The sequence below is a fragment of the Mucilaginibacter aquaedulcis genome (assembly GCF_030409325.1).
GTDB classification, from domain to species: domain Bacteria; phylum Bacteroidota; class Bacteroidia; order Sphingobacteriales; family Sphingobacteriaceae; genus Mucilaginibacter; species Mucilaginibacter aquaedulcis.
The window spans coordinates 105743-128532 of record NZ_JAUFPR010000001.1 but is presented as its reverse complement, the minus strand read 5'-3'; the positions used below and the strand labels follow the sequence as shown (position 1 = coordinate 128532).

Annotated in this window: 18 protein-coding genes and 1 riboswitch; of the genes, 14 read left to right on the top strand and 4 right to left on the bottom strand. The window is 44.4% G+C overall.

Features of this window, described 5'->3' with window-relative positions:
• Positions 1-2: 2 nt before the first annotated feature.
• The 5 genes from QWZ01_RS00525 to QWZ01_RS00505 all read left to right on the top strand — a co-directional run bounded on the left by QWZ01_RS00525 (position 3) and on the right by QWZ01_RS00505 (position 9661).
• The gene (locus QWZ01_RS00525) at positions 3-3167 is read left to right on the top strand and encodes an efflux RND transporter permease subunit (protein ID WP_290321251.1); all 3165 of its coding nucleotides are present in this window, start codon (positions 3-5) and stop codon (positions 3165-3167) included.
• Between the two features lie 25 nt (positions 3168-3192).
• Entirely contained in the window at positions 3193-4599 is a 1407-nt protein-coding gene (locus QWZ01_RS00520; RefSeq protein WP_290321250.1) for an efflux transporter outer membrane subunit, read from the top strand.
• A gap of 281 nt (positions 4600-4880) precedes the next feature.
• A complete protein-coding gene (locus QWZ01_RS00515; protein WP_290321249.1) occupies positions 4881-6137 on the top strand; it encodes a sugar MFS transporter in 1257 nt (418 codons plus the stop codon).
• A complete protein-coding gene (locus QWZ01_RS00510; protein WP_290321248.1) occupies positions 6130-6984 on the top strand; it encodes an ROK family protein in 855 nt (284 codons plus the stop codon). The genes QWZ01_RS00515 and QWZ01_RS00510 overlap by 8 nt, the downstream gene beginning before the upstream one ends.
• A gap of 13 nt (positions 6985-6997) precedes the next feature.
• On the top strand, positions 6998-9661 hold the full coding sequence (locus QWZ01_RS00505; protein WP_290321247.1) for a glycoside hydrolase family 2 protein: 2664 nt from the start codon (positions 6998-7000) through the stop codon (positions 9659-9661).
• Between the two features lie 224 nt (positions 9662-9885).
• Here QWZ01_RS00505 and QWZ01_RS00500 read toward each other — a convergent pair whose 3' ends face one another.
• Together QWZ01_RS00500 and QWZ01_RS00495 are read right to left on the bottom strand one after the other, a co-directional pair.
• Positions 9886-11235, bottom strand: a complete 1350-nt coding sequence (locus QWZ01_RS00500; RefSeq protein WP_290321246.1) for a Gfo/Idh/MocA family protein — start codon at positions 11233-11235, stop codon at positions 9886-9888.
• Between the two features lie 125 nt (positions 11236-11360).
• Entirely contained in the window at positions 11361-12428 is a 1068-nt protein-coding gene (locus QWZ01_RS00495; protein WP_290321245.1) for an aldose epimerase family protein, read from the bottom strand.
• 236 nt (positions 12429-12664) lie between these two features.
• A riboswitch (TPP riboswitch) is annotated at positions 12665-12758 on the top strand.
• Positions 12759-12821: 63 nt separating this feature from the next.
• Between QWZ01_RS00495 and thiS the strand changes: the two genes are divergently transcribed.
• The 9 genes from thiS to QWZ01_RS00450 all read left to right on the top strand — a co-directional run bounded on the left by thiS (position 12822) and on the right by QWZ01_RS00450 (position 21403).
• A complete protein-coding gene (gene thiS, locus QWZ01_RS00490) occupies positions 12822-13025 on the top strand; it encodes a sulfur carrier protein ThiS (RefSeq protein WP_290321244.1) in 204 nt (67 codons plus the stop codon).
• 17 nt (positions 13026-13042) lie between these two features.
• The gene (thiC, locus tag QWZ01_RS00485; protein ID WP_290321243.1) at positions 13043-14926 is read left to right on the top strand and encodes a phosphomethylpyrimidine synthase ThiC; all 1884 of its coding nucleotides are present in this window, start codon (positions 13043-13045) and stop codon (positions 14924-14926) included.
• A 183-nt stretch (positions 14927-15109) separates the two neighbouring features.
• Positions 15110-15733, top strand: a complete 624-nt coding sequence (locus tag QWZ01_RS00480) for a thiamine phosphate synthase (RefSeq protein WP_290321242.1) — start codon at positions 15110-15112, stop codon at positions 15731-15733.
• The gene (locus QWZ01_RS00475; RefSeq protein ID WP_290321241.1) at positions 15720-16367 is read left to right on the top strand and encodes a thiamine phosphate synthase; all 648 of its coding nucleotides are present in this window, start codon (positions 15720-15722) and stop codon (positions 16365-16367) included. The genes QWZ01_RS00480 and QWZ01_RS00475 overlap by 14 nt, the downstream gene beginning before the upstream one ends.
• A 95-nt stretch (positions 16368-16462) precedes the next feature.
• Positions 16463-17230 carry a thiazole synthase gene (locus tag QWZ01_RS00470; RefSeq protein WP_290321240.1) on the top strand — a complete coding sequence of 256 codons (768 nt, stop codon included), beginning with the start codon at positions 16463-16465 and terminating at the stop codon, positions 17228-17230.
• Complete coding sequence (gene thiH / locus QWZ01_RS00465) at positions 17223-18338, top strand: 2-iminoacetate synthase ThiH (protein ID WP_290321239.1); 1116 nt, start codon at positions 17223-17225, stop codon at positions 18336-18338. The genes QWZ01_RS00470 and thiH overlap by 8 nt, the downstream gene beginning before the upstream one ends.
• Before the next feature lie 9 nt (positions 18339-18347).
• Positions 18348-19394, top strand: coding sequence for a HesA/MoeB/ThiF family protein (gene moeB, locus QWZ01_RS00460; protein WP_290321238.1), 1047 nt, complete (start codon positions 18348-18350; stop codon positions 19392-19394).
• A 9-nt stretch (positions 19395-19403) separates the two neighbouring features.
• Entirely contained in the window at positions 19404-20228 is an 825-nt protein-coding gene (gene thiD, locus QWZ01_RS00455; protein WP_290321237.1) for a bifunctional hydroxymethylpyrimidine kinase/phosphomethylpyrimidine kinase, read from the top strand.
• A 143-nt stretch (positions 20229-20371) separates the two neighbouring features.
• Entirely contained in the window at positions 20372-21403 is a 1032-nt protein-coding gene (locus QWZ01_RS00450) for an LLM class flavin-dependent oxidoreductase (protein ID WP_290321236.1), read from the top strand.
• 81 nt (positions 21404-21484) lie between these two features.
• Here the strand turns inward: QWZ01_RS00450 and QWZ01_RS00445 are convergent, their stop codons facing one another.
• Both QWZ01_RS00445 and QWZ01_RS00440 read right to left on the bottom strand, forming a co-directional pair.
• Positions 21485-21802, bottom strand: coding sequence for a cupin domain-containing protein (locus QWZ01_RS00445; protein ID WP_290321235.1), 318 nt, complete (start codon positions 21800-21802; stop codon positions 21485-21487).
• 28 nt (positions 21803-21830) lie between these two features.
• Complete coding sequence (locus tag QWZ01_RS00440; protein ID WP_290321234.1) at positions 21831-22604, bottom strand: C1 family peptidase; 774 nt, start codon at positions 22602-22604, stop codon at positions 21831-21833.
• Between the last annotated feature and the right edge of the window lie 186 nt (positions 22605-22790).

Sequence of the window (22790 nt, the reverse complement as noted above, 5' to 3'; positions counted from 1 at the left end):
CTATGCTTAAAAAATTTATAGAACGCCCGGTACTATCAACAGTTATCTCAGTTTTACTGCTGATACTGGGTATACTCGGTCTTATTAGCCTACCCATATCACAATATCCCGATATAGCGCCACCAACGGTAAACGTACAGGCCTTTTACAATGGCGCCAACGCCGATGTTGTACTCAAAAGCGTGATCATCCCGATGGAGGAACAAATTAATGGTGTGGAGAACATGACCTACATGACCTCCTCGGCCAGCAATGATGGTTCGGCATCAATCACGGTTTATTTTAAGGTGGGTACTAACCCTGATCTGGCGGCGGTAAACGTACAGAACCGGGTATCAAGGGCAACAAGTTTGCTGCCGCTGGTGGTAACCCAATCGGGAGTTACGGTGGCAAAAAGCCAGAGCAGTAACTTAATTATCTTCTCTTTATACAGCGAAAACAAAACTTACGACGAAACCTTTCTGCAAAATTATGCCAAAATAAACCTGGTGCCGCAAATACAACGTGTTACAGGTGTAGGCGATGCACAGGTTTTTGGTTCGAGAGATTATTCTATGCGTATTTGGTTGAAGCCCGATGTTATGTCGCGCTACGGTCTGGTGCCTGATGATATTACGGATGTTTTAAACGAACAGAATATTGAGGCCGCTCCCGGTAAATTTGGTGAAAACAGTAACCAATCCTTTCAGTATGTGATCAGATATAAGGGCAGGCTGCAAACCGCAGCCGAGTTTGGTAACATGATCATTAAGTCGGTGGGTAACGGGCAGTTACTGCGGTTAAATGATGTGGCCCGTGTTGAGTTGGGCTCGCTCGATTACTCTTTCCATATCATTACCAATGGTTTGCCATCGGTAGGTGTGGCCATCAGCCAAACAGCCGGTTCCAACGCCCGGAATGTGATCAACGAATCAAAAAAGATCCTTGATGCGGCTTCAGAAACTTTTCCAAAAGGAATGAAGATAGCCTACATGGTTGATGCCAACGAGCTTTTGGATGCCTCTATCGAAAAGGTGATCAGCACACTGATCGAAGCTTTTATCCTGGTGTTTATCGTGGTGTTCGTTTTCCTGCAGGATTTCCGTTCAACGCTTATCCCGGCTATCGCTGTTCCGGTAGCCATTGTGGGTACTTTCTTTTTCCTGAACCTGTTTGGCTTCACTATTAACCTACTCACGTTGTTTGCGCTGGTACTGGCGATAGGTATTGTGGTGGATGATGCTATCGTCGTGGTCGAGGCTGTGCATGCCAAGCTGGATATGGGTTATAAGTCGCCCCGCAAGGCAGCTGTTGATGCCATGAGCGAAATATCCGGGGCCATTGTTTCCATAACGTTGGTAATGTCGGCAGTGTTTTTACCGGTAACCTTCATATCTGGCTCTACCGGAGTGTTTTATAAACAATTTGGTATCACGCTGGCGGTAGCTATTTTACTTTCGGCGGTGAATGCCTTAACACTGAGCCCGGCATTATGCGCCCTGTTTTTAAGGCCGCATGAAAAGGGAACCCCCAAACATGGATTCATCAACCGTTTTTACATGATCTTTAATGCCTCGTTTGAGGCGGTAAGCGGTAAGTATCATAAGTCGGTGAACTTTTTGGCTCACAAAAAATGGATAGCAATTGCCGTGGTACTTGTATTTGCAGCTGCATTGGTTTACCTGGTAAAAACAACACCATCAAGTTTTGTACCTAATGAGGATCAGGGCGTAGTGTTCGCGGCCATCAGTTTGCCACCGGCATCGTCAATGGAACGTACAGACGCATTTGCCAGTAAGATAGATAGTATAGGCCATACCTTTCCGGCAGTTGAAAGCACACTTAAACTGGTGGGTTTTAACTTCATAGCAGGCTCGGGCAGTGCCTACGCCATGGTGATCATGAAGCTGAAAACCTGGGAGCACCGTAAAGATAAAAACGATAGCCAGGAAAGCATTATAGGCCAGTTGTATGGTAAAACAAGTGGCTTGCGGGAGGCCACGGTATTCTTCTTTTCGCCGCCAACGCTGCAGGGCTTTGGTAACAGCGATGGCTTTGAGTTTCAGCTGCAGGATAAAGGCGGGCATACGGTAAATGAACTATATAAGGTAAGTAATGATTTTATAGCTGCCTTAGGCAAGCGAAAGGAAATTCAGAATTTGAACTCTTCGTTCAATCCAAACTTTCCGCAATACCAGGTTGATATCAATGTGGCCAAATGTAAAGAGGCGGGTGTAACTGTAAATTCAGTGCTGAACACCCTGCAGGGCTATTATGGCGGATTATACGCATCAAACTTTAACCAGTTTGGTAAGCAATACCGTGTAATGGTGCAGGCCGATTATGATTACCGTGCCAATGAAACCGGCTTGAGTAAAATATTTGTGCGCAACAGTGCCGGAACCATGGCGCCTATTTCCTCGTTCATTTCACTGAAAAGGGTATTTGGGCCGGAGTCAATTTCCCGTTTTAACCTGTTTACGGCAATCTCGGTTTCCGGGCAGCCTAACCCGGGTTATAGTACTGGCGATGCTATCAATGCTATTAAGGAAACCGCTTTGAAAAGCCTGCCTGCGGGTTATGGCTACGAGTTTTCGGGCATCACGCGTGAGGAGTTGAGCACCGGCACACAGTCGGCTTATATATTTATGCTTTGTTTGGTGTTCGTATACTTTTTATTGAGCGCGCAATATGAAAGTTATATTCTGCCTTTCGCGGTTCTGTTCTCGCTGCCTGTAGGTTTGGCAGGAACTTACCTTTTTGCCAAAATTTTCGGTATCGACAGTAATATTTATCTGCAGATCTCGCTCATCATGCTCATCGGTTTGCTGGCCAAAAATGCCATCCTGATCGTGGAGTTTGCGCTGGAAAGGCGGCGTGCGGGTATGGATCTGATCCCGGCTGCTATTGCCGGGGCCGAAGCACGTTTGCGTCCAATCCTCATGACCTCCTTTGCATTTATATTCGGTATTATGCCGCTTATGGTTTCAAGCGGGGCAGGAGCCAATGGCAACCGCTCAATAGGTACCGGCGCTGTGGGGGGCATGTTTGTGGGTACAGTATTCGGGCTGTTTGTGATACCGGTATTGTTTATCATTTTTCAGCATTTGCAGGAAAAAGTAAGCGGCAAGAGAAAACGATATGAAGACGATGAGGATGAAGAGGTTGCAGTAAAAGGCACTCATTAATTCCATCAACAAAAAAGATTCCGTCATGAACAGAAATTGTTTAAAATATATATTACTCTTCGCGTCGCTTTCAGGAGCGCTGTTATCCTGTCGTATAACAAAACCGTATAAACAGCCTGAGGTAAATACACAAGGACTGTATCGTGGCCAGCAGTCAACAGATACGGCCACGCTGGCATCAATGCCCTGGCAAACCCTTTTTGCTGATACGACTTTGCGGTCATTGATACAGGAAGGCTTAAACAATAACCTCGATCTGAAAACCGCTATCCAAAAAATACTGGAAGCACAGGCAACTTTGCAGCAAAGTAAGGCCGCATATATCCCCAGTTTAAGCGGTAATGCCAGTGTGCAGCGGTCAAAGCAATCACAGGCTGGGCTTAATTTCCCGCCGGGAATCAATATCAATACATTAACCACTACTTACCAGGCTGGTTTAAGTACCTCATGGGAGGCCGATGTTTGGGGAAAGCTAAGCAGTACCAAACGAGCCGCTCTTGCTGGTTTTCTACAGAGCGATGCCGCAAAAAGGGCTGTACAAACCCAGCTGATAGCTGACATTGCCAACAACTACTTTAACCTGCTGGCACTGGATAAACAATTGGAGATTACCGAACAAACGCTCAAAAACAGGATAAAGGACGTAGAAACTATCAAGGAGCTTAAAGCCGGTGCTGTAGTAAATGGAGCCGCTGTTGTTCAGAGTGAAGCTAACCGATACGCCGCAGAAGTCTCTATCCCGGATATTAAACGCAGCATTCGCGAAACAGAGAACGCGTTGGATATATTATTGTCAAGACCGCCAGGGCCTGTTAGTCGCGGTAATCTTGCCAGCCAAACCATCGTAAACGAGCTGCAAACTGGTATCCCAACACAGCTACTCACCAACCGGCCTGATGTACAGCAAAGTGAATACGCGTTCAGAATGGCGTTTGAGAATACCAACCTGGCGCGTACTTATTTTTATCCTTCATTCACCATTACCGCTTCGGGCGGTTTATCAAGCTTAACGCTGAAAGACTTTTTCAATAAATCTATATTCTATAATGCTGCTGCCGGATTAACCCAGCCTATTTTTAACCAGGGAATTAATAAGGCCCGGTTACGCACCGCACAGGCCCAACAGCAGGAAGCACTGAACAGTTTTCAAAAAACATTGCTTGTAGCCGGACAGGAGGTTTCAGATGCGCTGTACGCTCATCAAACCGCTTTAGAAAAGCGCGATTCGCGCGCCAATCAGATCGTAGCCCTACAAAAAGCCGTAGACTATACGCAGGAACTGTTAAGATACAGTTCGGCCACTAACTATACCGATGTGCTTACCTCCGAGCAAAACCTGCTGGCCGCCCAGCTTAGCAGCGTGAGCGACAAGCTGCAGGAACTGCAGGCCATCGTAAATTTATACCGCGCCTTAGGCGGTGGATGGAGATAGGGTAAGTAAAAGGTCGTCATTTCGCGTGAAAGCGAGAAATCTTGTACATCTTTCCATTCGTTTTTTGCAGGATATAGAAGATTTCTCTTTCGCACCACGCTCATACCTCCTTATGCTCTCTTGAAATGACAGAAATGATAAACTTTAGCCGGATTCTTCCATTATTATAGTTTTTACTTTTTTTTAAAAAGTAATTGTAACAAATTAAATAAATTCTTTTTTTAAGAATTATAATGCTGATATTAACGCTGCTAAAATCTGCAAACCTTTAATCTGAGCCAATGAAACGTAACTACTACATTGTAGCACTCATCATGCTGGTGTTTTTTGTTATTTCCTTTTTAACCAATGTGATAGGGCCGCTTATACCTGATATTATCAAGGTATTTAACCTGAGTTATACTTTGGCGGGAGTGTTGCCACTGGCGTTTTTTATTGCTTATGGAGTTATGTCGGTTCCATCAGCCATGATGCTCGATACATTTAAGGAAAAAAAGATCATGGTAGCAGCATTCGTTGTTGCGTTTTTAGGCTCGCTTTTACTCGCCATGGTGCCTAATTACATGAGCGCCATTGTATCATTATTTTTAATAGGCTGCGGTATGGCCATGCTGCAGGTGGTGATCAATCCGCTGCTCAGAACATCAGGTGGCGAAGAAAATTATGCTTTTACTGCGGTATTGGCCCAGTTAATATTTGGGCTCGCATCATTTCTTAGTCCGCTGGTTTACTCTTACATGGTTAAGGCTTTAAAAGAAGACAAAGGGAATAACGGGATAATTAGTTTTCTGCATTCGCTGGTACCCGCAAACTTACCATGGATCTCGCTTTATTGGCTTTTTGCGGTGATTTGCCTGGCCATGGTGATCATATTGGCGCTTACCAAATTTCCCAAAGTTGAATTAAAGGACGATGAAAGGTCGGGATCTGTACAAACGTATTTATCATTGTTTAAACAGCGGATCGTAGTCATGTTTTTGATTGCCATGTTTTGCTACGTTGGTACCGAGCAGGGAATTGCCAACTGGATCTCGCAATTTTTGAAAACCTATCACGGTCTTGATCCGCAAACTGTGGGGGCTAATGCGGTAGCTTATTTCTGGGGCTTGATGACGGCAGGAGGAGTAGTCGGCTTATTTTTACTCAAGGTTATAGATAGCCGCAAAGTGCTTATTGCATTTACATTATTGGCACTGGTTTGTCTGACCGCCGCTTTCTTTGGCTCAGCCAATATTGCTTTAATAGCATTTCCGCTGGTTGGCTTTTTTGCCTCGGTCATGTATCCAATTATATTTTCACTGGCGCTTAACTCGGTTGATAAAGAACATGGATCTTTAGCCGGCCTCATGGTTACGGCGATCATCGGAGGGGCTATTATTCCACCGGTTATCGGTTTGCTGGGAGATGCCTTCGGCCTCCGGGCCGGGATGTTCTTTTTATACATCACCCTTGGCTACATATTAAGCGTGGGCTTCTGGGCCAAACCGCTCATCACCAATAAACTCATCGATATTAAAAAGAAATCTGTCAATGAATAATACCAAAGTTATAGGGCTTGATCTGGGCGCTACCAACATCAGGGGAGCCGTTGTAAATGATAATAAGCTATCGGGTATAGTATCGCGCAAAATAAACAGCGATGGTACGGTTGAGGATGTAATGAATGATATATACGAGGTTACGGATGCTTTGTTGAAGGCAGATAATGCGGTAGCAATTGGCATTGGTGTACCCAGCGTGGTTGATGTGGCCGAGGGTATAGTTTACGAGGTGCAAAATATTCCTTCATGGAAAGAAGTGCACCTGAAACAACTGATGCAGGAGCGTTACAAGCTCCCCGTTTATGTTAATAACGATGCCAACTGTTTTGCTGTTGGTGAGTATTACTTCGGTAAAGGTAATAATACAGATAGCATGATTGGCCTTACCTTGGGTACAGGTCTCGGGGCAGGGGTGATGATCAACAAGCATCTGTATCCTGGCTTTAACTGTGGTGCGGGCGAGTTTGGTATGTTCCCGTATCAGGGCAATGTATTGGAGTATTATTGCAGCGGTTCGTTTTTTAATAATGTGTATGGACTTGATGGCGTGCAGGTATTTGAGGACGCAAAAAGAGGAGATGGGCAGGCACTGAAACTTTACCGGGAATTGGGCGATCACATAGGTTATGCTATTAAGCTGGTAATGTATGCTTACGACCCGCAATTGATTGTGCTGGGCGGATCAGTTAGGCACGCGTATGAGTTTTTTGAGCAAACCATGTGGCAGCAAATTAAAACATTTGCCTATACCAAAACGGTTGAGCGATTGCGCGTGGAGGTATCTGACCTGGAAAACAGCGGCATCATTGGTGCCGCGGCTTTGTACTATGATAGCGAACAATAAACATACTGATACCATGAAAAAAATCATACTCGCTTTTGTGTTGCCTTTATGCTTCTGTAAAGCATTTGGCCAGGCAAGGCAGGAAAACTTTCAATTGATTTTGAAGGATGATTGGCGAATGCAGTCAGCGGTAACGGATGCATCCCCGGCCGATCAGATCTCAAGGGAAAATTATGATACCCATAGCTGGTATAAGGTTAGCGTACCCACCACTTTTATTGCCGGTTTGCTGGCCAATAAGGTATACGATTTTGACCCGTTCATGGGCCGTAATCTGCAAAAACTGAAGGATGAAAAACTGGACAAACCATGGTGGTTTAGACGTGAGTTCACACTGCCAACAGCAGAAGCCGGTAAAAATGTAGTATTGCGTCTGCACGGCATCAACTATAAGGCTAATGTTTGGCTTAATGGGGTAAAGATCGCGGATTCGACCAAAATAAAAGGGCCCTTCCGCATTATTCAATTGGATGTAACCAAACAGATCAACCATACCGGCAACAATGTACTGGCCATTGAAATTACCCGCCCATTTACACCTAACAAAGCCAAAGGTGACCTGGCTATTGATTATGCCGACTGGATTCCTTATCCACCCGATTATAACGGAGGTATCGTAAACAATGTGGAAATAAAAACTTATGATAAGGTAGGCGTGCAATATCCGTTGGTTACTACGCACTTTGATCTGCCATCGTTGAGCATGGCTCATTTAACTGTAGATGCGCAGGTAACTAATTACACCAATACTGCTCAGGATGCGGTAATAAAAGGACGCATAAATACCGATATTACCTTTGAACAAAAAGTTCATCTGAAACCCCGGGAATCAAAGAACGTAACTTTTAGCCCCGACGCTTTTAAACAGCTGAATATCACTAACCCGCGCGTTTGGTGGCCATGGCAATATGGTAAACCCGAATTGAACAAGATCGAACTTTCGGCGGTGGTAGGCGAAAAGGTAAGTAATTGGTTATCCGAAAACATTGGCATTCGCCAAATGGATTCCAAACTGCTGGATAATGAATCGAGAGAGTTTATCGTGAACGGCAAGCCAATTCTGTTGAGGGGAGCTGCCTGGTCGCCTGATATTTTTCAGCGCCGTTCGGCCGAAAGACAGGAGCAGGAGGTAAAACTGGTACGTGATATGAACATGAATATCATCCGCTCAGAAGGTAAAATGGAAGATGATAATTTCTATGACCTGTGTGATAAATATGGCATGCTGGTGATGACAGGCTGGATGTGCTGCGGTGTATGGCAGCATCCCGAACATTGGGACGCCGAAGAACGCAAGGTAGCTATGGCATCAGACAGCAGTGTAATGTACTGGCTGCGCAACAAGGCCAGTTTATTGGTTTGGCTTAACGGCAGTGATATGCCGCCAACCGATACAACCGTTGAACGCGATTACCTGAATATTGAAAAAGCACTCAAATGGCCTAACCCGGTTATCGCGACTGCCGATGGTCGCAAATCAAAGGTATCGGGTTACAGCGGTGTTAAAATGCTGGGCCCTTATGAGTGGGTACCCCCCATTTATTGGGAAACAGACAGTACACATAAGTTTGGCGGAGCCTGGAGTGTAGCTACGGAAATATCGCCAGGGCCATCTATTCCAACATACGAGAGCCTGATCAAGTTTATTCCAAAGGATTCATTATCTACTACATCGGCGGCTTGGTTGTACCATTGCGGCACAGGATCGTTCGGATCAACAAAAGTTTTTGATAAAGCTTTAACGGAACGTTATGGGCAGTCGGCTGGTATTAAAAATTACGTGGCCAAAGCGCAGGCGCAGGACTATGAAGCCCACCGCGCCATGATGGAAGCTTACGGCTTAAAAAAATACCAGACTGCAACAGGCGTGGTGCAGTGGATGTTAAGTAACCCCTGGCCAGGTTTAATATGGCATACCTATGATTACTATTTGTACCCGGCGGGCACATATTTCGGTATAAAAAAAGCCATGGAACCATTGCACGTTATGTATTCATACAAAACCAACGAAGTTGCCATTGTAAACTCCTACCTGAAAGAATTTACCAGCTTAGAGGTAAAAGCAACTATTTACGATATAGATGGCACCGTGAAATATGATAAAAGTGCAACAGCCGCTATTGGTGCCGATGCATCTAAAGCCGTATTTGCACTCCCAACCATTAAAGAAATATCCCCGACTTATTTTGTGCGCTTACAGTTGACCGATCAAACAGGAAAAGTAGAAAGTATTAACTGGTACTGGCTATCGAAAACAGCAGAGGTATTGAACTGGAAAAAATCAAACTGGTACACCACGCCAGAATCGGTTTACGCTGATTATACTGCCCTGCAAGGCATACCGAAAACAACGCTTAAATTAAGTCATAAAGAAAATGCAGGCAGTGATAGTACTACACATATCGTAACCATTACCAATACCGGTAAAACTGTAGCATTCTTTGTTCATCTGCGAGCATTAAAAGGTAAAACAGGTGATGACATACTCCCGGTAATATTTAGTGACAATTACATATCACTGGCTCCCGGCGAAACAAGGGTACTAACTTGTACCTATAAAAATAAGGATGCAATGAATGCCGCTCCTTATTTCCAAACCTCGGCCTGGAACCTGGACATCTCCAAAAGTAACGGCGATCAGGGGGCTGGTTTTGAAGAGGGTTTGCCGGCGGAATGATTTATTAAAATTAAAAAACGCGCAAAGCCAAGCCTCACCCAACCCTCTCCAAAGGAGAGGGCTTTAAAAGTGTTTGAAGTCTCCCCCTTTGGGGGAGATTTAGAGGGGGCTTTGCTTCATCCGGCAATGACGTGGTTTATTACTCCCCCTCTTTGCGAAGCAGAGAGGGGTCCCGCGCGAAGCGCAGGCGGGGTGAGTCGCCTGTACGCTATGCAAAAGCGTTTTTAAAATCCGCTATCATCCAATGCAAAAGTGCTTTTACGGTTTTGCCATTTACCCTTGGTGAAATCCGGGAACTCAAGGGTTTTACCTTCTTTAATTGATTGTGTAGATAATGGTGCTATTACGCTCATAGTCACAGAGTCATATACGTCAATAGGTGTTTGTTTCTTTTGTTTTACCGACTCGATAAAGGCATTGAATACAAACCAGTCCATACCGCCGTGGCCAGCGCCTGCGGCCTCTGCGTCATGTTTCTTCCAAAGTGGGTGATCGTATTTTTCAAACCATTCTTTAGCCGGGTCCCAAACATCATCTTCTTTTGCCTGGTGCTCGATATATACCGATTGGTTAACATCCATCCAGATGCCTTTGGTGCCCTGCACACGGAAACCTAACGAGTATGGGCGGGGCAAATGCGTATCGTGCGAAAGCACTACTGTTTCGCCATTGGCGCAGTTGATCATGGTGGTGGTTACATCGCCGTTTTTATAATTGAGTTTGGCATTCGGATTGCCAGGAGCCAATTCCTCTACATAAGCTGAAAGCCCGCGTGCCTTCGAGCTAAATGATACAAGGCTGGTAAAGCGGTTACCGTAGTTTATATCAGCATAGTGCATTACCGGGCCCGCGCCATGGGTAGGGTACAGGTCGCCGTCGCGATCAATGTTGAACTGGGTGCGCCATTGAGCCTCGCTCAATGCTTTAGCGCCGTACTCTACACCCTTACCGCCATATTTACCTTTACCATCATTAAAAAGCACATTGCGCAGGTTGTGCTGATAACCACCTTCCAGGTGTATCAATTCACCGAATAAGCCTTGCCTAACCATGTTAAGGGCAGCCATTACATCCCGGCGGTAGCAAACGTTTTCAAGGGTCATGTAGGGTATGCCGGTTTTTTCAGATGTTTTCACAATATCCCAATGCTCATCAACGGTTAATCCGGCTATAACCTCACATCCTACATATTTTCCTGACTTCATGGCATCAATACTCTGCTGGTAGTGAAACTGCCATGGCGTAGCGATGATCACCGCATCAATATCATTTCTATCTAAGAGTTTTTTGTAAGCATCTAAACCACCGGTATATTCCTTGGCGGCAGGGCGGCCTTTTTTGGCTAAATATTCACGGCAAATGCTCAGGGAATGTTCCTGGATGTCGCATATAGCTACGATCTCTACATCATCGCGCAGCACACCTTCAGATATATGACTCATGCCACGTGCGCCAACACCTATATAACCTAACCTAACTTTACCGGCCGGGTTAGCAAATAAACTTCCCGACGGTAGTATGGTGAAACCCGCGGCGGCAATAGCACTACTTTTTACAAATGTTCTTCTGTCCATTGATGATATGAATTTGAGGTTAATTATTGATATGATTGACAGATATGAAGGTATTGAACCTATTTGTAAAAACAGCTGTTTTGCCTACCGTTATTACAGCGCAAACGTTTGATGATATGGTGATGTTACATACTAACACCAAACTCAAAAACAGTACTGCTTTTAAAAGTATTGCCGGGTTTTAACAGCGTGCTTGGAAAATGCGGCTGATTAGGCGCATCGGGATAATGTTGTGTTTCGAGGCAAATCCCACTGCGAAAAGGGTAACTGCTGCCCGCCTTTCCGCGGATGGTATCGTCCAGAAAGTTTCCGGTATAAATGTGTATGGCAGGCTCAGATGTAAAAACGTTTAATACCCGCTTGCTTGTTGGTTCAAATAATCTTGCAGCCAATTTTAACTGACTTGAGTGGCGTTTTTTGATCACCCACGAATGGTCATACCCCCGGCTCAGTTCCAGTTGCGGGTTGTTGGCTTCAATGCGCTCGCCAACAGGCCTGAATTTTGTAAAATCAAAGGGAGTGCCTGCCACCGGTGTTATTATGCCTGTGGGCACCTGCATATTATTTACTGGCAGGTAATTTTTTAGAGGTAGCAGCAGTTTATGATCAAGTATAGAACCATTGTTATGGCCCGCAAGGTTAAAATACGCATGCTGGGTTAAATTGATGAGGGTTGCCTTATCAGTTGTGGCCTCAAAATTAACCAATAACTGATTTTGGTTATTGAGTGTATAGGTTACTTTGGTTAACAGGTTGCCCGGAAAGCCTTCTTCGCCGTCGGCACTCAAATATTCTAATATTACACCAAGTCCGTGTTCGTGAACAAATGACCTGGATTGCCATATCTTTTTGTTGAAACCTACTTTACCTCCATGATGATGAAAGCCTCCATCTTTAACGGTAAGCTGATGTGTTTCGCCATTGATAAGTACCTTGCCCCCCGCTATCCTGTTGGCAAAGCGGCCAACTACGGTGCCTATGTAAAAGTCATCATTTATGTAGCCCTGTAAATCATCATAGCCAAGCACAACATCGGTTAGCTGGCCCTTACTGTCAGGTACAAATACAGATTGAATGGCTGCGCCAAAGTTGGTGATATGAACCTTTAACCCGTTATCATTAATTAACTCATAAAGAAATATATGCTCTCCGTTAAGCTCGCCCCAATTGCTTTGGGTGACCTGGTGTTTCATGGATAGGTATTTTTAAAATGTGCATAATGAAAGTAGGCCTTTTGTATGAACTAAAGGTTAAATAAGCGCAAAAAATATCACGCAAACGTTTGCAATTTTTTAAAAAAGGTGTCAATCTTTATCGTAAGCCAGTGTGGGATTCGTATGGTAAAGCCTTGATTATGATGAATGTGAGACTGATAAATTAATAAAAATCAAAAAGGCTTGTTAGTTTAAAAAAACTTTTGCTACGTTTACCGCAACTTTAGGGGTGTCCTTCAATGGACTGAGATAATACCCTTTGAACCTGATGCGGTTAGTACCGCCGAAGGGAAAAGTGAAAGCAACCCTGCGTGTTGTTTTTTCCTTCCTTAAACGGGGCCATTCCTATAGTTATTTTATTTAACAACAAGAATGGAAGTCACCGTAAATCAGCAGCTTTATACAATTACCGAGGGGTGCACAGTGCAAACTTTGCTATATGATGTGCTTGGCAAACCGGCTAAGGGTTTGGCCGTAGCCATTAACCAAACCATTGTTTCCAAAACCCTCTGGCAAACAGTGTTGCTGAATCACGGCGATCAGATCATGCTCATTACCGCGACCCAGGGCGGATAAAAACTCACCTCATCTATATGAAAACAGAAAAAATTCCAACACAGCAGGTACTCACTACCGAGCCATTCCCGGCATCAAGAAAGGTTTACGTGAAAGGGCAGCTTCACAACATTAAAGTTGCTATGCGCGAAGTAAGCTTAAGCGATACCAAACTGCACGGCCGCTTTGGAGAAACCGAGCCAAACCCACCCGTAACCATTTATGATACCAGCGGCCCGTATACCGATCCGGAAGCCAATATCGATGTAAAGAAAGGTTTGCCGCGTTTGCGCGAACAATGGATATTGGATCGTGGTGATGTGGAACGGTTAGATCATATTTCATCGCAATATGGCCAGCAGCGTTTGAGTGATGTTAGTTTAGATAACCTGCGTTTTGCCTACGTATCCAGTCCGTTACGTGCTAAAAAAGGCGCCAATGTATCGCAGATGCATTATGCCAAAAAAGGTATCATCACTCCTGAGATGGAATATATCGCCATTCGCGAAAATCAGCGTATCGATCTTTTGAAAGAACAACTGAACGGTCAGTACGATGTAATGAGCCACCAGCATCAGGGGTATAGTTTTGGAGCCAATACGCCTAAAGGTTACATCACCCCTGAGTTTGTAAGGCAGGAGGTAGCGGCCGGCAGGGCGGTGATACCGGCAAACATCAATCACCCGGAGGCGGAGCCGATGATTATCGGTAGGAATTTTTTGGTGAAGATCAATGCAAACATCGGCAACTCAGCCGTAACCTCCAGTATTGAGGAAGAGGTTGAAAAAGCCGTTTGGGCATGCCGATGGGGTGCCGATACTATTATGGACCTATCTACCGGAAAAAATATCCATGAAACCCGCGAGTGGATCATTCGTAATTCGCCCGTACCCATAGGTACCGTACCCATCTACCAGGCGCTTGAAAAAGTGAACGGCAAGGCCGAGGATCTGACCTGGGAGTTGTTCAGAGATACTTTAATTGAACAGGCCGAACAAGGTGTAGATTACTTCACTATACATGCTGGCGTCTTGCTGCGTTACGTGCCATTAACGGCCAAACGTATTACAGGGATAGTATCTCGCGGAGGCTCTATTATGGCTAAATGGTGCCTCGCTCATCATAAAGAAAACTTCCTGTACACGCATTTTGAAGAGATCTGTGAGATCATGAAAGCTTATGATGTGTCGTTCTCTTTGGGCGATGGCCTAAGGCCCGGCTGTATTGCCGATGCCAACGATGCCGCTCAGTTTGGAGAACTGGAAACCCTGGGCGAGCTTACCAAAATAGCCTGGAAGCACGATGTGCAAACCATTATTGAAGGCCCTGGCCACATACCTATGCACATGATCAAGGAGAATATGGATAAGCAGCTGGCCCATTGCGGCGAGGCTCCGTTTTATACATTAGGCCCGCTTACTACAGATATTGCTCCGGGATATGATCATATCACTTCGGCAATTGGGGCTGCCATGATCGGCTGGTTTGGCACGGCTATGTTGTGCTACGTTACGCCTAAAGAACACCTTGGTTTACCAAATAAAAAAGATGTGAAGGATGGCGTGATTACCTATAAGATTGCTGCTCATGCTGCCGATCTGGCCAAAGGGCATCCCGGCGCGCAGTATCGTGACAACGCGCTGAGCAAGGCCAGGTTTGAGTTCAGGTGGGAAGATCAGTTTAACCTCTCGCTTGATCCTGATACGGCCCGCGAATTTCATGACGAAACCTTGCCTGCCGATGGCGCCAAAATAGCCCATTTTTGCTCTATGTGCGGCCCTAACTTCTGCTCCATGAAAATTACGCAGGATGTACGTGAATATGCCAAAGAGAACGGCGTAGGCGAAGAGGATGCCCTGCTGAAAGGCATGGAGCAAAAATCAAAGGAGTTTACTGAGAAAGGAAGCGAGATATACCTATAGGGAGTATCTTTTGAATGGGAATATTACATATTCATTGCGAGCGTAGCAAAGCCCACTCTAAATCTCCTCCAAAAAGGGGGACTTTAAGAAGTTTTTAAAGCCCTCTCCTTTGGAGAGGGTTCGGTGAGGCAATTGCTTCGGTTCTCGTAATGGTATATGAGGATTAGTTTAATAACAAAACATATGCAGCTAATAGTCATATCAAATCCTGAAGCTATACCAAATGAAGCGGGTATCATTAACCAGCTGTTTGAGGCAGGGTTAAGCCGCTTTCATTTGCGCAAGCCTGGTTATAACGCGCAACAGATAGCAGCGCTTTTAAAGGAGATAGACGAGCATTATCACCATTGTATTGCCTTGCACCAGCATCATGCCGTAGCACCTTATTTTGGGATACAGCGTTTGCATTATCCGGAGCAGCAAAGGCTAAGCACGCACGAGGCAAAACTGCATCTGCAAAATCAGAAAGGGTATATTTTAAGCACTTCAGCGCATGATCTTGACGTACTGCAAACCCTAACTCTGTTTAATTATACCTTTCTCGGGCCTGTGTTTAATAGCATCTCCAAACCAGCCTATAAGGCTAAATTTTCTGAAAAATTTTATTTAGATAAACAATATAATAGCCTGAATATAATTGCTTTAGGAGGGATGGAATTGTCAAATCTGAATAAGGTAGAAGCCATGAACTTTGATGGCGCAGCTGTACTCGGAACCATATGGAATAAGCCGGATATGGCTGTAACCAACTTTAAATACTTACTACAGCAATTACAATTAATTACTGAAAATCATGATGATAGATAAACTTCATTATATATCGCAACGACCCGAAAATGGTACTCATCTGGCGGCAATTAAAGCTGCGCTTGATGCAGGTTGCAAATGGATACAGCTTCGCGTAAAAGATCAACCGCATGAGTTGATTTTAGATGATGCTATTATAATCAATGAATTATGCGCAAGGTGTGAAGCGAAACTTATTGTGAACGATCACCCTGAAATAGCTCTTAAAGCAGGGGCTTATGGCCTGCATTTGGGCTTGCAGGATATGTCTATTGCGCAGGCCCGGCAAATAGTGGGTCCGCAAATGATCATCGGTGGTACCGCGAATACTTTTGAGCACATACAACAAAGGGTTGCCGAAGGAGCAGATTATATTGGATTGGGCCCGTTTCGGTTTACTAAAACCAAACAAAAGCTCAGCCCGATATTAGGGATAGCTGGTTACGAAGGGATCATGAAACAGGTTAAGAAAGCCGGGATCACAATACCTGTCATCGCCATCGGTAGTATTTTACCAGATGATGTATCAGTTCTCATGCAAGCTGGATTATATGGCGTAGCAGTATCGGGAGCTATTACTTACGCTGCCCAACCTGCTGAAACGGTAGCGCAACTGTATAGTCATTTGAATGCTGCTCAACTAATTGAAGACTAAAATTAAAATCAGCTCCTTTAAATCTCTCCCGGTTAGGGAGCTTTTTAAATTCCTCTCCTTTAAAGAGGGTTGGGTGGAGCTTAAAACAAACAAAAATGTTAACCATAGCAGGAAAAACTTTTAATTCACGCTTGTTTACAGGTACGGGTAAGTTCAGTTCATCAATTTTGATGGAGGATGCCTTACTGGCTTCGGGATCGGAGCTGGTTACTGTGGCCCTGAAGCGTGTCGACGTAAAAAACAACGAGCAGGATGATATCCTGATCCGCCTGAAATACCCGCATATTAATTTGCTGCCCAATACTTCTGGCGTACGGAATGCCAAAGAGGCCGTATTCGCGGCCCAGCTGGCACGTGAGGCTTTAGAAACCAATTGGGTAAAGCTGGAAATTCATCCCGATCCTAAATACCTGATGCCCGACCCGATAGAAACCCTGAAGGCCACAGAGGAATTAGCTAAAATGGGCTTCGTGGTGCTTCCCTATATTCATGCCGACCCGGTTTTGTGCAAACGACTTGAAGATGCCGGCACAGCTGCTGTAATGCCCTTAGGATCGCCCATTGGGAGTAACAAGGGACTAAAGACCATTGATTTTTTAGAGATCATCATTAGCCAAAGCAATGTGCCTGTTATTGTCGACGCAGGAATAGGCTCACCATCTGATGCTGCCCGGGCCCTTGAAATTGGCGCCGACGCAGTACTGGTGAATACCGCCATAGCAGTTTCCAGTAACCCGGTTAAAATGGCTAAAGCCTTTAAAATGGCAGTAGAGGCCGGGCGTATGGCTTTTGAGGCAAAACTGGCAACGCCCGTTGCTCATGCTGTAGCCAGTAGTCCACTAACTTCTTTTTTAGATGAATAGCTTTAACGATATTTTTGAAACCTATAACTGGGACGATACCAAAGCCAGCATCTACGCCAAAAACGCAGGTGATGTGGAACGGGCATTGGCTTCGCCCAAACGTACTTTAGAGGATTTTAAAGCCTTAGTATCGCCCGCGGCCGCATCTTACCTTGAACAGATGGCGAATATCAGCCAGCAACTCACCTTGAAACGCTTTGGTAAGGTAATACAAATGTATGTACCGCTTTACCTATCAAACGAGTGCAATAACATTTGTACCTATTGCGGCTTTAGCTATGATAATAAGGTGCGGCGCAAAACACTGTCTCCCATGGAAATTATGCAGGAGGTAGCCGTTATCAAGGATATGGGATACGATCATGTGTTATTGGTTACTGGTGAAGCTAATCAAACTGTTCATGTAGATTATTTTAAGAAAACACTTGATCTCATCCGTCCGCATTTTGCGCATATCTCCATGGAGGTTCAGCCGCTTGATCTGGAAGATTATGAGCAGCTAACCCCATACGGATTAAATACGGTGCTGGTTTACCAGGAAACCTACCATGAGGATGATTATAAAAAACATCACCCTAAAGGGAAAAAATCAAACTTTCAATACCGCCTGGAAACTCCCGACAGACTGGGGCAAGCAGGTATCCACAAAATGGGCCTCGGTGTGCTGATTGGTTTGGAAGACTGGCGTACCGACTGCTTTTTTACCGCCCTGCATCTAAACTATCTTGAAAAACGATACTGGCAAAGTAAATACAGCCTGTCGTTCCCGCGCTTGCGTCCTTTCAGCGGCGGTTTAGAACCCAAGGTAGAGATGAACGACCGGGAATTAGTGCAGCTTATTTGTGCCTACCGTTTGTTTAACGAAGAGGTGGAGCTTTCCATATCAACCCGTGAATCACCAAGTTTTAGAAACAACATCATCAAGCTTGGGGTAACTGCCATCAGCGCGGGTTCAAAAACCAATCCGGGAGGTTATGCTGTTGAGCCGCAATCATTGGAACAGTTTGAAATTTCGGACGAGCGGAGCCCGCAGGAAATTGCCAAAGTGATCAGGGCGCAGGGCTACGAGCCGGTTTGGAAAGACTGGGACAACTGTCTGGCTAAATAATTTGTAAAAATGTTAAAACGCGAAGAATTACAACGCTATGACCGCCAGATCATATTACCAGAGGTAGGATTAGCCGGTCAGGATTTGTTAAAAAATGCCTGCGTACTCATGGTAGGAGCCGGAGGCTTAGGCTGCCCGGTATTACAATACCTGGCGGCTGCCGGGGTAGGCAAAATTGGTATTGTTGATCATGATGTTATTGATGTCAGCAACTTGCACCGGCAAATATTGTACAACACCGCCGACATAGGCAAACCCAAGGCTGCAGCAGCCAAGCAAAAACTGGAGGCCCTGAACCCATATATCAGCCTGCATTCTTATCAGGAAAAATTGACTGCTGAAAACGCAGAAAGGCTTATAGCGGAGTACGATGTGATTGTTGATGGCTCCGATAATTTTACCACCCGTTATTTGGTTAATGATACCTGTGTAAATTTAGGTAAGCCGCTGGTATTTGGTTCCATATTTAGGTTTGAGGGACATGTGGCGGTGTTTAACCACGATAACGGCCCGAACTATCGTGATGTTTTTCCCGAACCTCCGGCCAATGATGAGGTGCCTAATTGTGATGAAATAGGGGTGATCGGTGTATTACCAGGTATTATAGGCACTTACATGGCTAATGAGACTATCAAATTGATCTGTGGTATAGGCGAGTTGATTTCCGGTAAATTGCTTACGCTAAATGCTTTAGATAATAGTGTTGTAGTTTTTAGTGTGATGAAGCAGGCAAATAGACAGGCTGAAAATGTTGAATTGGAAAAAGATTCCAGCGTAATCAATGAGGTGAGTATGGAGTTGGTAAATCAATGGATGAACAGTGATCCGGATTCAATTTATCTGGTAGATGTTAGAGAAGGCTATGAATACGAAGATTATAATATAGGAGGGGTTAATATTCCGCTTTATGAACTAGCAGAGCAAGCCGGTAATCTCCCCGTAAATAAGAAACTGGTTTTTTGCTGCCAAACTGGTCAGCGGAGTAAAATGGCCATTCATTTCTTAAAACCCGGTTATAAAGGCGAAATGTATAGTTTAAAAAATGGCATCTTTTAAAATCAAATCATGATTAAATATAAATATTCGGTAGTACTCAGCATAGCCGGGTCAGACAGCGGCGGGGGGGCAGGTATACAGGCTGATCTGAAAACGTTCAGCGCATTAGGTTGTTATGGAGCTACCGCTATAACTGCTGTTACTGTGCAGAATACTTTAGGGGTAAGCGCCATTTATCCCATACCGGTTGAAATTGTGATAGGCCAGATCAAAGCTGTGATGGACGATATTAAGCCCATGGCCATTAAATTAGGCATGATTTACAGTGCGGAGCTTGCTGCTGCTATTGCCGATTTTTTAAAAGACTATCAGCATGTGCCAATCCTATTTGATCCTGTTATGGTATCATCAAGCGGGCACCAACTCATAAACACCGATGCGCTTGATCGTTTAAAACAGCATCTTTTTCCGATAATAAGATTGCTTACCCCGAACTTAAGTGAAGCGTCGTTAATAACAGGTACGCCTGTTGAAACCGTTAACGACATGAAAAAGGCCGCCGCCTATATTATAAAACAGGGTTGTAAGGCGGTGCTCATTAAGGGTGGGCATTTACAAGGAACTGATTTGTATGATGTGTATCTGGATAACAAAGGCACAGAGCATACTTTTTCGTCGAAATCTATAAACTCACCAAATACCCACGGAACGGGTTGTACATTATCGTCGGCAATAGCCTCTTTTTTAGCATTGGGTGATGATATGCTTACTTCAATTGAAAGGGCCAAGACTTATGTACATCAGGCTATTGAGTATGGAAAGGATGTGAAAACAGGGGAAGGGCAGGGCCCTTTAAACCATTTTTTTGATCCCGGGAAATTAGTCAAAGTCTAGATTAACATATCGGAAAGTTCCGATTTGGTTTATAGAAAGTAATATAAATGGTGTAATTCGCTTGTTCCGTTACATAATTTTTAAATTTGGATAATGTGGGGTTTACAGTCCTGAAAAACTGTGCTCCGTTCAAATTATAAGTAATGGATACTAAGCAATATAAAAAGATATTATACTCAGTTTTAGACCTCGCAAGTATAAAAGAAGGCCATACACCAGCCGATAGCTTTGCTGATAGTTTGGAACTTGCAAAAGCAGCAGAAAAATTAGGTTATACCCGTTATTGGTTTGCAGAACATCATAATATGGTTAATGTGGCCAGTTCCGCAACGGCTGTGCTTATCGGGCATATTGCAGGTGGAACTTCTACCATACGTGTGGGCTCGGGAGGCATTATGATGCCCAATCATTCGCCGCTTATCGTTGCCGAGCAGTTTGGCACTTTGGCTTCATTATATCCCAATCGCATCGACCTTGGTTTAGGCCGTGCACCGGGTACTGACCAGGTTACTGCTATGGCAATAAGAGGTGCCAACTTTAATGTGCCGCATAATTTTCCAAAAGATATAAAAAAGCTTCAAGCTCTTTTTTCTGATGATAATTGGGATAGTAAGGTAAGGGCGATCCCCGGTGAGGGGTTGAACGTGCCTATTTGGATATTAGGTTCAAGTACGGATAGTGCGCATGTGGCTGCCGCAATGGGTTTGCCTTATGCCTTCGCCAGCCATTTTGCCCCAGCGTATTTTAATGAGGCCATCAACATTTACCGCGAAAATTTTCAGCCATCTGAATACCTGAATGAGCCATACGTTTTGTCGTGCATTAATGTGGTAGCCGCCGATACGGTTGACGAAGCTGAAAAGCTGGCTACTTCTGTTCAGCAGCTTTTTCTGGGTATAGTTACCGGCCGCAGAAAGCTGTTGCAACCTCCGTTGGAAAAAATGGATAATGTATGGAATATTTATGAGCATGAGGCTGTAAGCCAGATGCTAAAATACTTGTTTGTTGGCGATCGTGAAAAGATAAAAACAGATATACAGGCATTTTTGGAGAAAACGCAGGTTGATGAAGTGATGGTAACCTCACACATTTATGATCAACAGGCACGGATACACTCGTACCAAGTTTTTGCAGATGTTTTGAAAGATTTGGAAATACCCGTATCTAACAAATAAATAAGGATATTTAAATTAAAAGCCCTCAGATCATTTGATCCGGGGGCTTTTTGTTTGAGGCAAGGTTTGGTTATGTATATTTTATTCTCCACCATCGGGTCCGTAAAAGATAACCCAGGTAGCAAAATCAGGAGTGAAATTTTCAAAGCGGTGCTCAACGCCGGCCTTTACAAACAGTACATTTCCCTGCTGAAAAGGAGTACGCACGCCATCATTTAAAAATTCACCGTATCCGCTTATAATTACATAGAGTTCATCTTGAAGGTGCGGCGTTTGCAGATCAACCTCAACTGGCTTGTATAATTCAACAGACATGCTGCCATGTTCCAGAACTTTTACAAACAAGTCTTCTGGTTTTTTACTCAAATGTTGCAGGGCCTTGATCACTGATGATTTCATTTGAAGCGTTTAGTTATTATATTTTAATTTAACCTTCCACCTGGCTTATTGTCCAGAAGTCGTCGGCAAGGTCGGTACTGGTTATATAATCATAAGGCATATAAAAATAGCCCTTTTGTCCCCAGGCATCACCCCAGCTATTACGGATAATAAAGGCTTTCTTTGAATCATCATACCCGGCTGCCATTACAGCATGACCACCCATTACACTTTCGCTTGATGATGGCATAGGTAATATACCGGTTTGGGCCACTTTATCACCTTCAAAGCTTTGGTATACTGTAAAGCCAAAAACAAATGGATTGCCGCTTGCCAGGCATGTTTTAAGCTCATTAATGGCCGTGTTATTTAAACGGGTATATTGCAGTGCCTGGCTTTTAAGTGCCTTGGTATATAATGCTTTGGTAGGTTTTTGTGCAAATTTAGCAATGTTGTAAGGCCATAATGTTTCATCGCAAACACCCTGGGTAGCTACAGATTTTATGCCGTCACGTATCTGGGCGCCGCTGTCTTCTTTAACATGTCCTTCCAAAACCCGCTCGTTATAATAGATAAACAGGCGCGATGGATTAAAAACCGGCAAGTTTTGTTTCATCAGCTCAAACTGAAAAGCACCGGCTATGGCGTTGGCCGTGCATGAGCCTAATGATCCCTGATCATAAACCGGGGGGCATTGCGCCCGTAAATCAACAAGTGGAGGTACTGGTTTAGCCAAAGCGTCATGGCGTACTGCGGCGTATCTCAAGTCGCGATGGTCTGGCAGATCGGGTAGCCAGCCATAGTGTTTTGTTTGCTGTATCATAAATCAGGGATGTTTTAATTTATGATAAAGTTATACTGAATTATACTAATTTGATAGCGTGTTTTTACGCAATTTTATACGGGTTAGCACCCGACTTTTAAAAAGTGAACAAACAGTGGCTTGCTTATCAAAATAACAATTCATTAGCTTTGCCACCTGTAAATTCCTAAATTACAATTTCCTATT

Excerpts from the sequence above, each read along its gene's own strand:
- thiC (WP_290321243.1), top strand. The coding sequence starts at position 13,043 with ATGAAAACAGAAAAAATTCCAACACAGCAGGTACTCACTACCGAGCCA.
- QWZ01_RS00450 (WP_290321236.1), top strand. The coding sequence starts at position 20,372 with ATGGATACTAAGCAATATAAAAAGATATTATACTCAGTTTTAGACCTC.
- thiH (WP_290321239.1), top strand. The coding sequence starts at position 17,223 with ATGAATAGCTTTAACGATATTTTTGAAACCTATAACTGGGACGATACC.
- QWZ01_RS00470 (WP_290321240.1), top strand. The coding sequence starts at position 16,463 with ATGTTAACCATAGCAGGAAAAACTTTTAATTCACGCTTGTTTACAGGT.
- QWZ01_RS00480 (WP_290321242.1), top strand. The coding sequence starts at position 15,110 with ATGCAGCTAATAGTCATATCAAATCCTGAAGCTATACCAAATGAAGCG.
- QWZ01_RS00495 (WP_290321245.1), bottom strand. The coding sequence starts at position 12,428 with ATGAAACACCAGGTCACCCAAAGCAATTGGGGCGAGCTTAACGGAGAG.
- QWZ01_RS00505 (WP_290321247.1), top strand. The coding sequence starts at position 6,998 with ATGAAAAAAATCATACTCGCTTTTGTGTTGCCTTTATGCTTCTGTAAA.
- QWZ01_RS00520 (WP_290321250.1), top strand. The coding sequence starts at position 3,193 with ATGAACAGAAATTGTTTAAAATATATATTACTCTTCGCGTCGCTTTCA.
- thiS (WP_290321244.1), top strand. The coding sequence starts at position 12,822 with ATGGAAGTCACCGTAAATCAGCAGCTTTATACAATTACCGAGGGGTGC.
- QWZ01_RS00445 (WP_290321235.1), bottom strand. The coding sequence starts at position 21,802 with ATGAAATCATCAGTGATCAAGGCCCTGCAACATTTGAGTAAAAAACCA.
- moeB (WP_290321238.1), top strand. The coding sequence starts at position 18,348 with ATGTTAAAACGCGAAGAATTACAACGCTATGACCGCCAGATCATATTA.
- QWZ01_RS00510 (WP_290321248.1), top strand. The coding sequence starts at position 6,130 with ATGAATAATACCAAAGTTATAGGGCTTGATCTGGGCGCTACCAACATC.
- thiD (WP_290321237.1), top strand. The coding sequence starts at position 19,404 with ATGATTAAATATAAATATTCGGTAGTACTCAGCATAGCCGGGTCAGAC.
- QWZ01_RS00500 (WP_290321246.1), bottom strand. The coding sequence starts at position 11,235 with ATGGACAGAAGAACATTTGTAAAAAGTAGTGCTATTGCCGCCGCGGGT.
- QWZ01_RS00475 (WP_290321241.1), top strand. The coding sequence starts at position 15,720 with ATGATGATAGATAAACTTCATTATATATCGCAACGACCCGAAAATGGT.
- QWZ01_RS00525 (WP_290321251.1), top strand. The coding sequence starts at position 3 with ATGCTTAAAAAATTTATAGAACGCCCGGTACTATCAACAGTTATCTCA.
- QWZ01_RS00440 (WP_290321234.1), bottom strand. The coding sequence starts at position 22,604 with ATGATACAGCAAACAAAACACTATGGCTGGCTACCCGATCTGCCAGAC.
- QWZ01_RS00515 (WP_290321249.1), top strand. The coding sequence starts at position 4,881 with ATGAAACGTAACTACTACATTGTAGCACTCATCATGCTGGTGTTTTTT.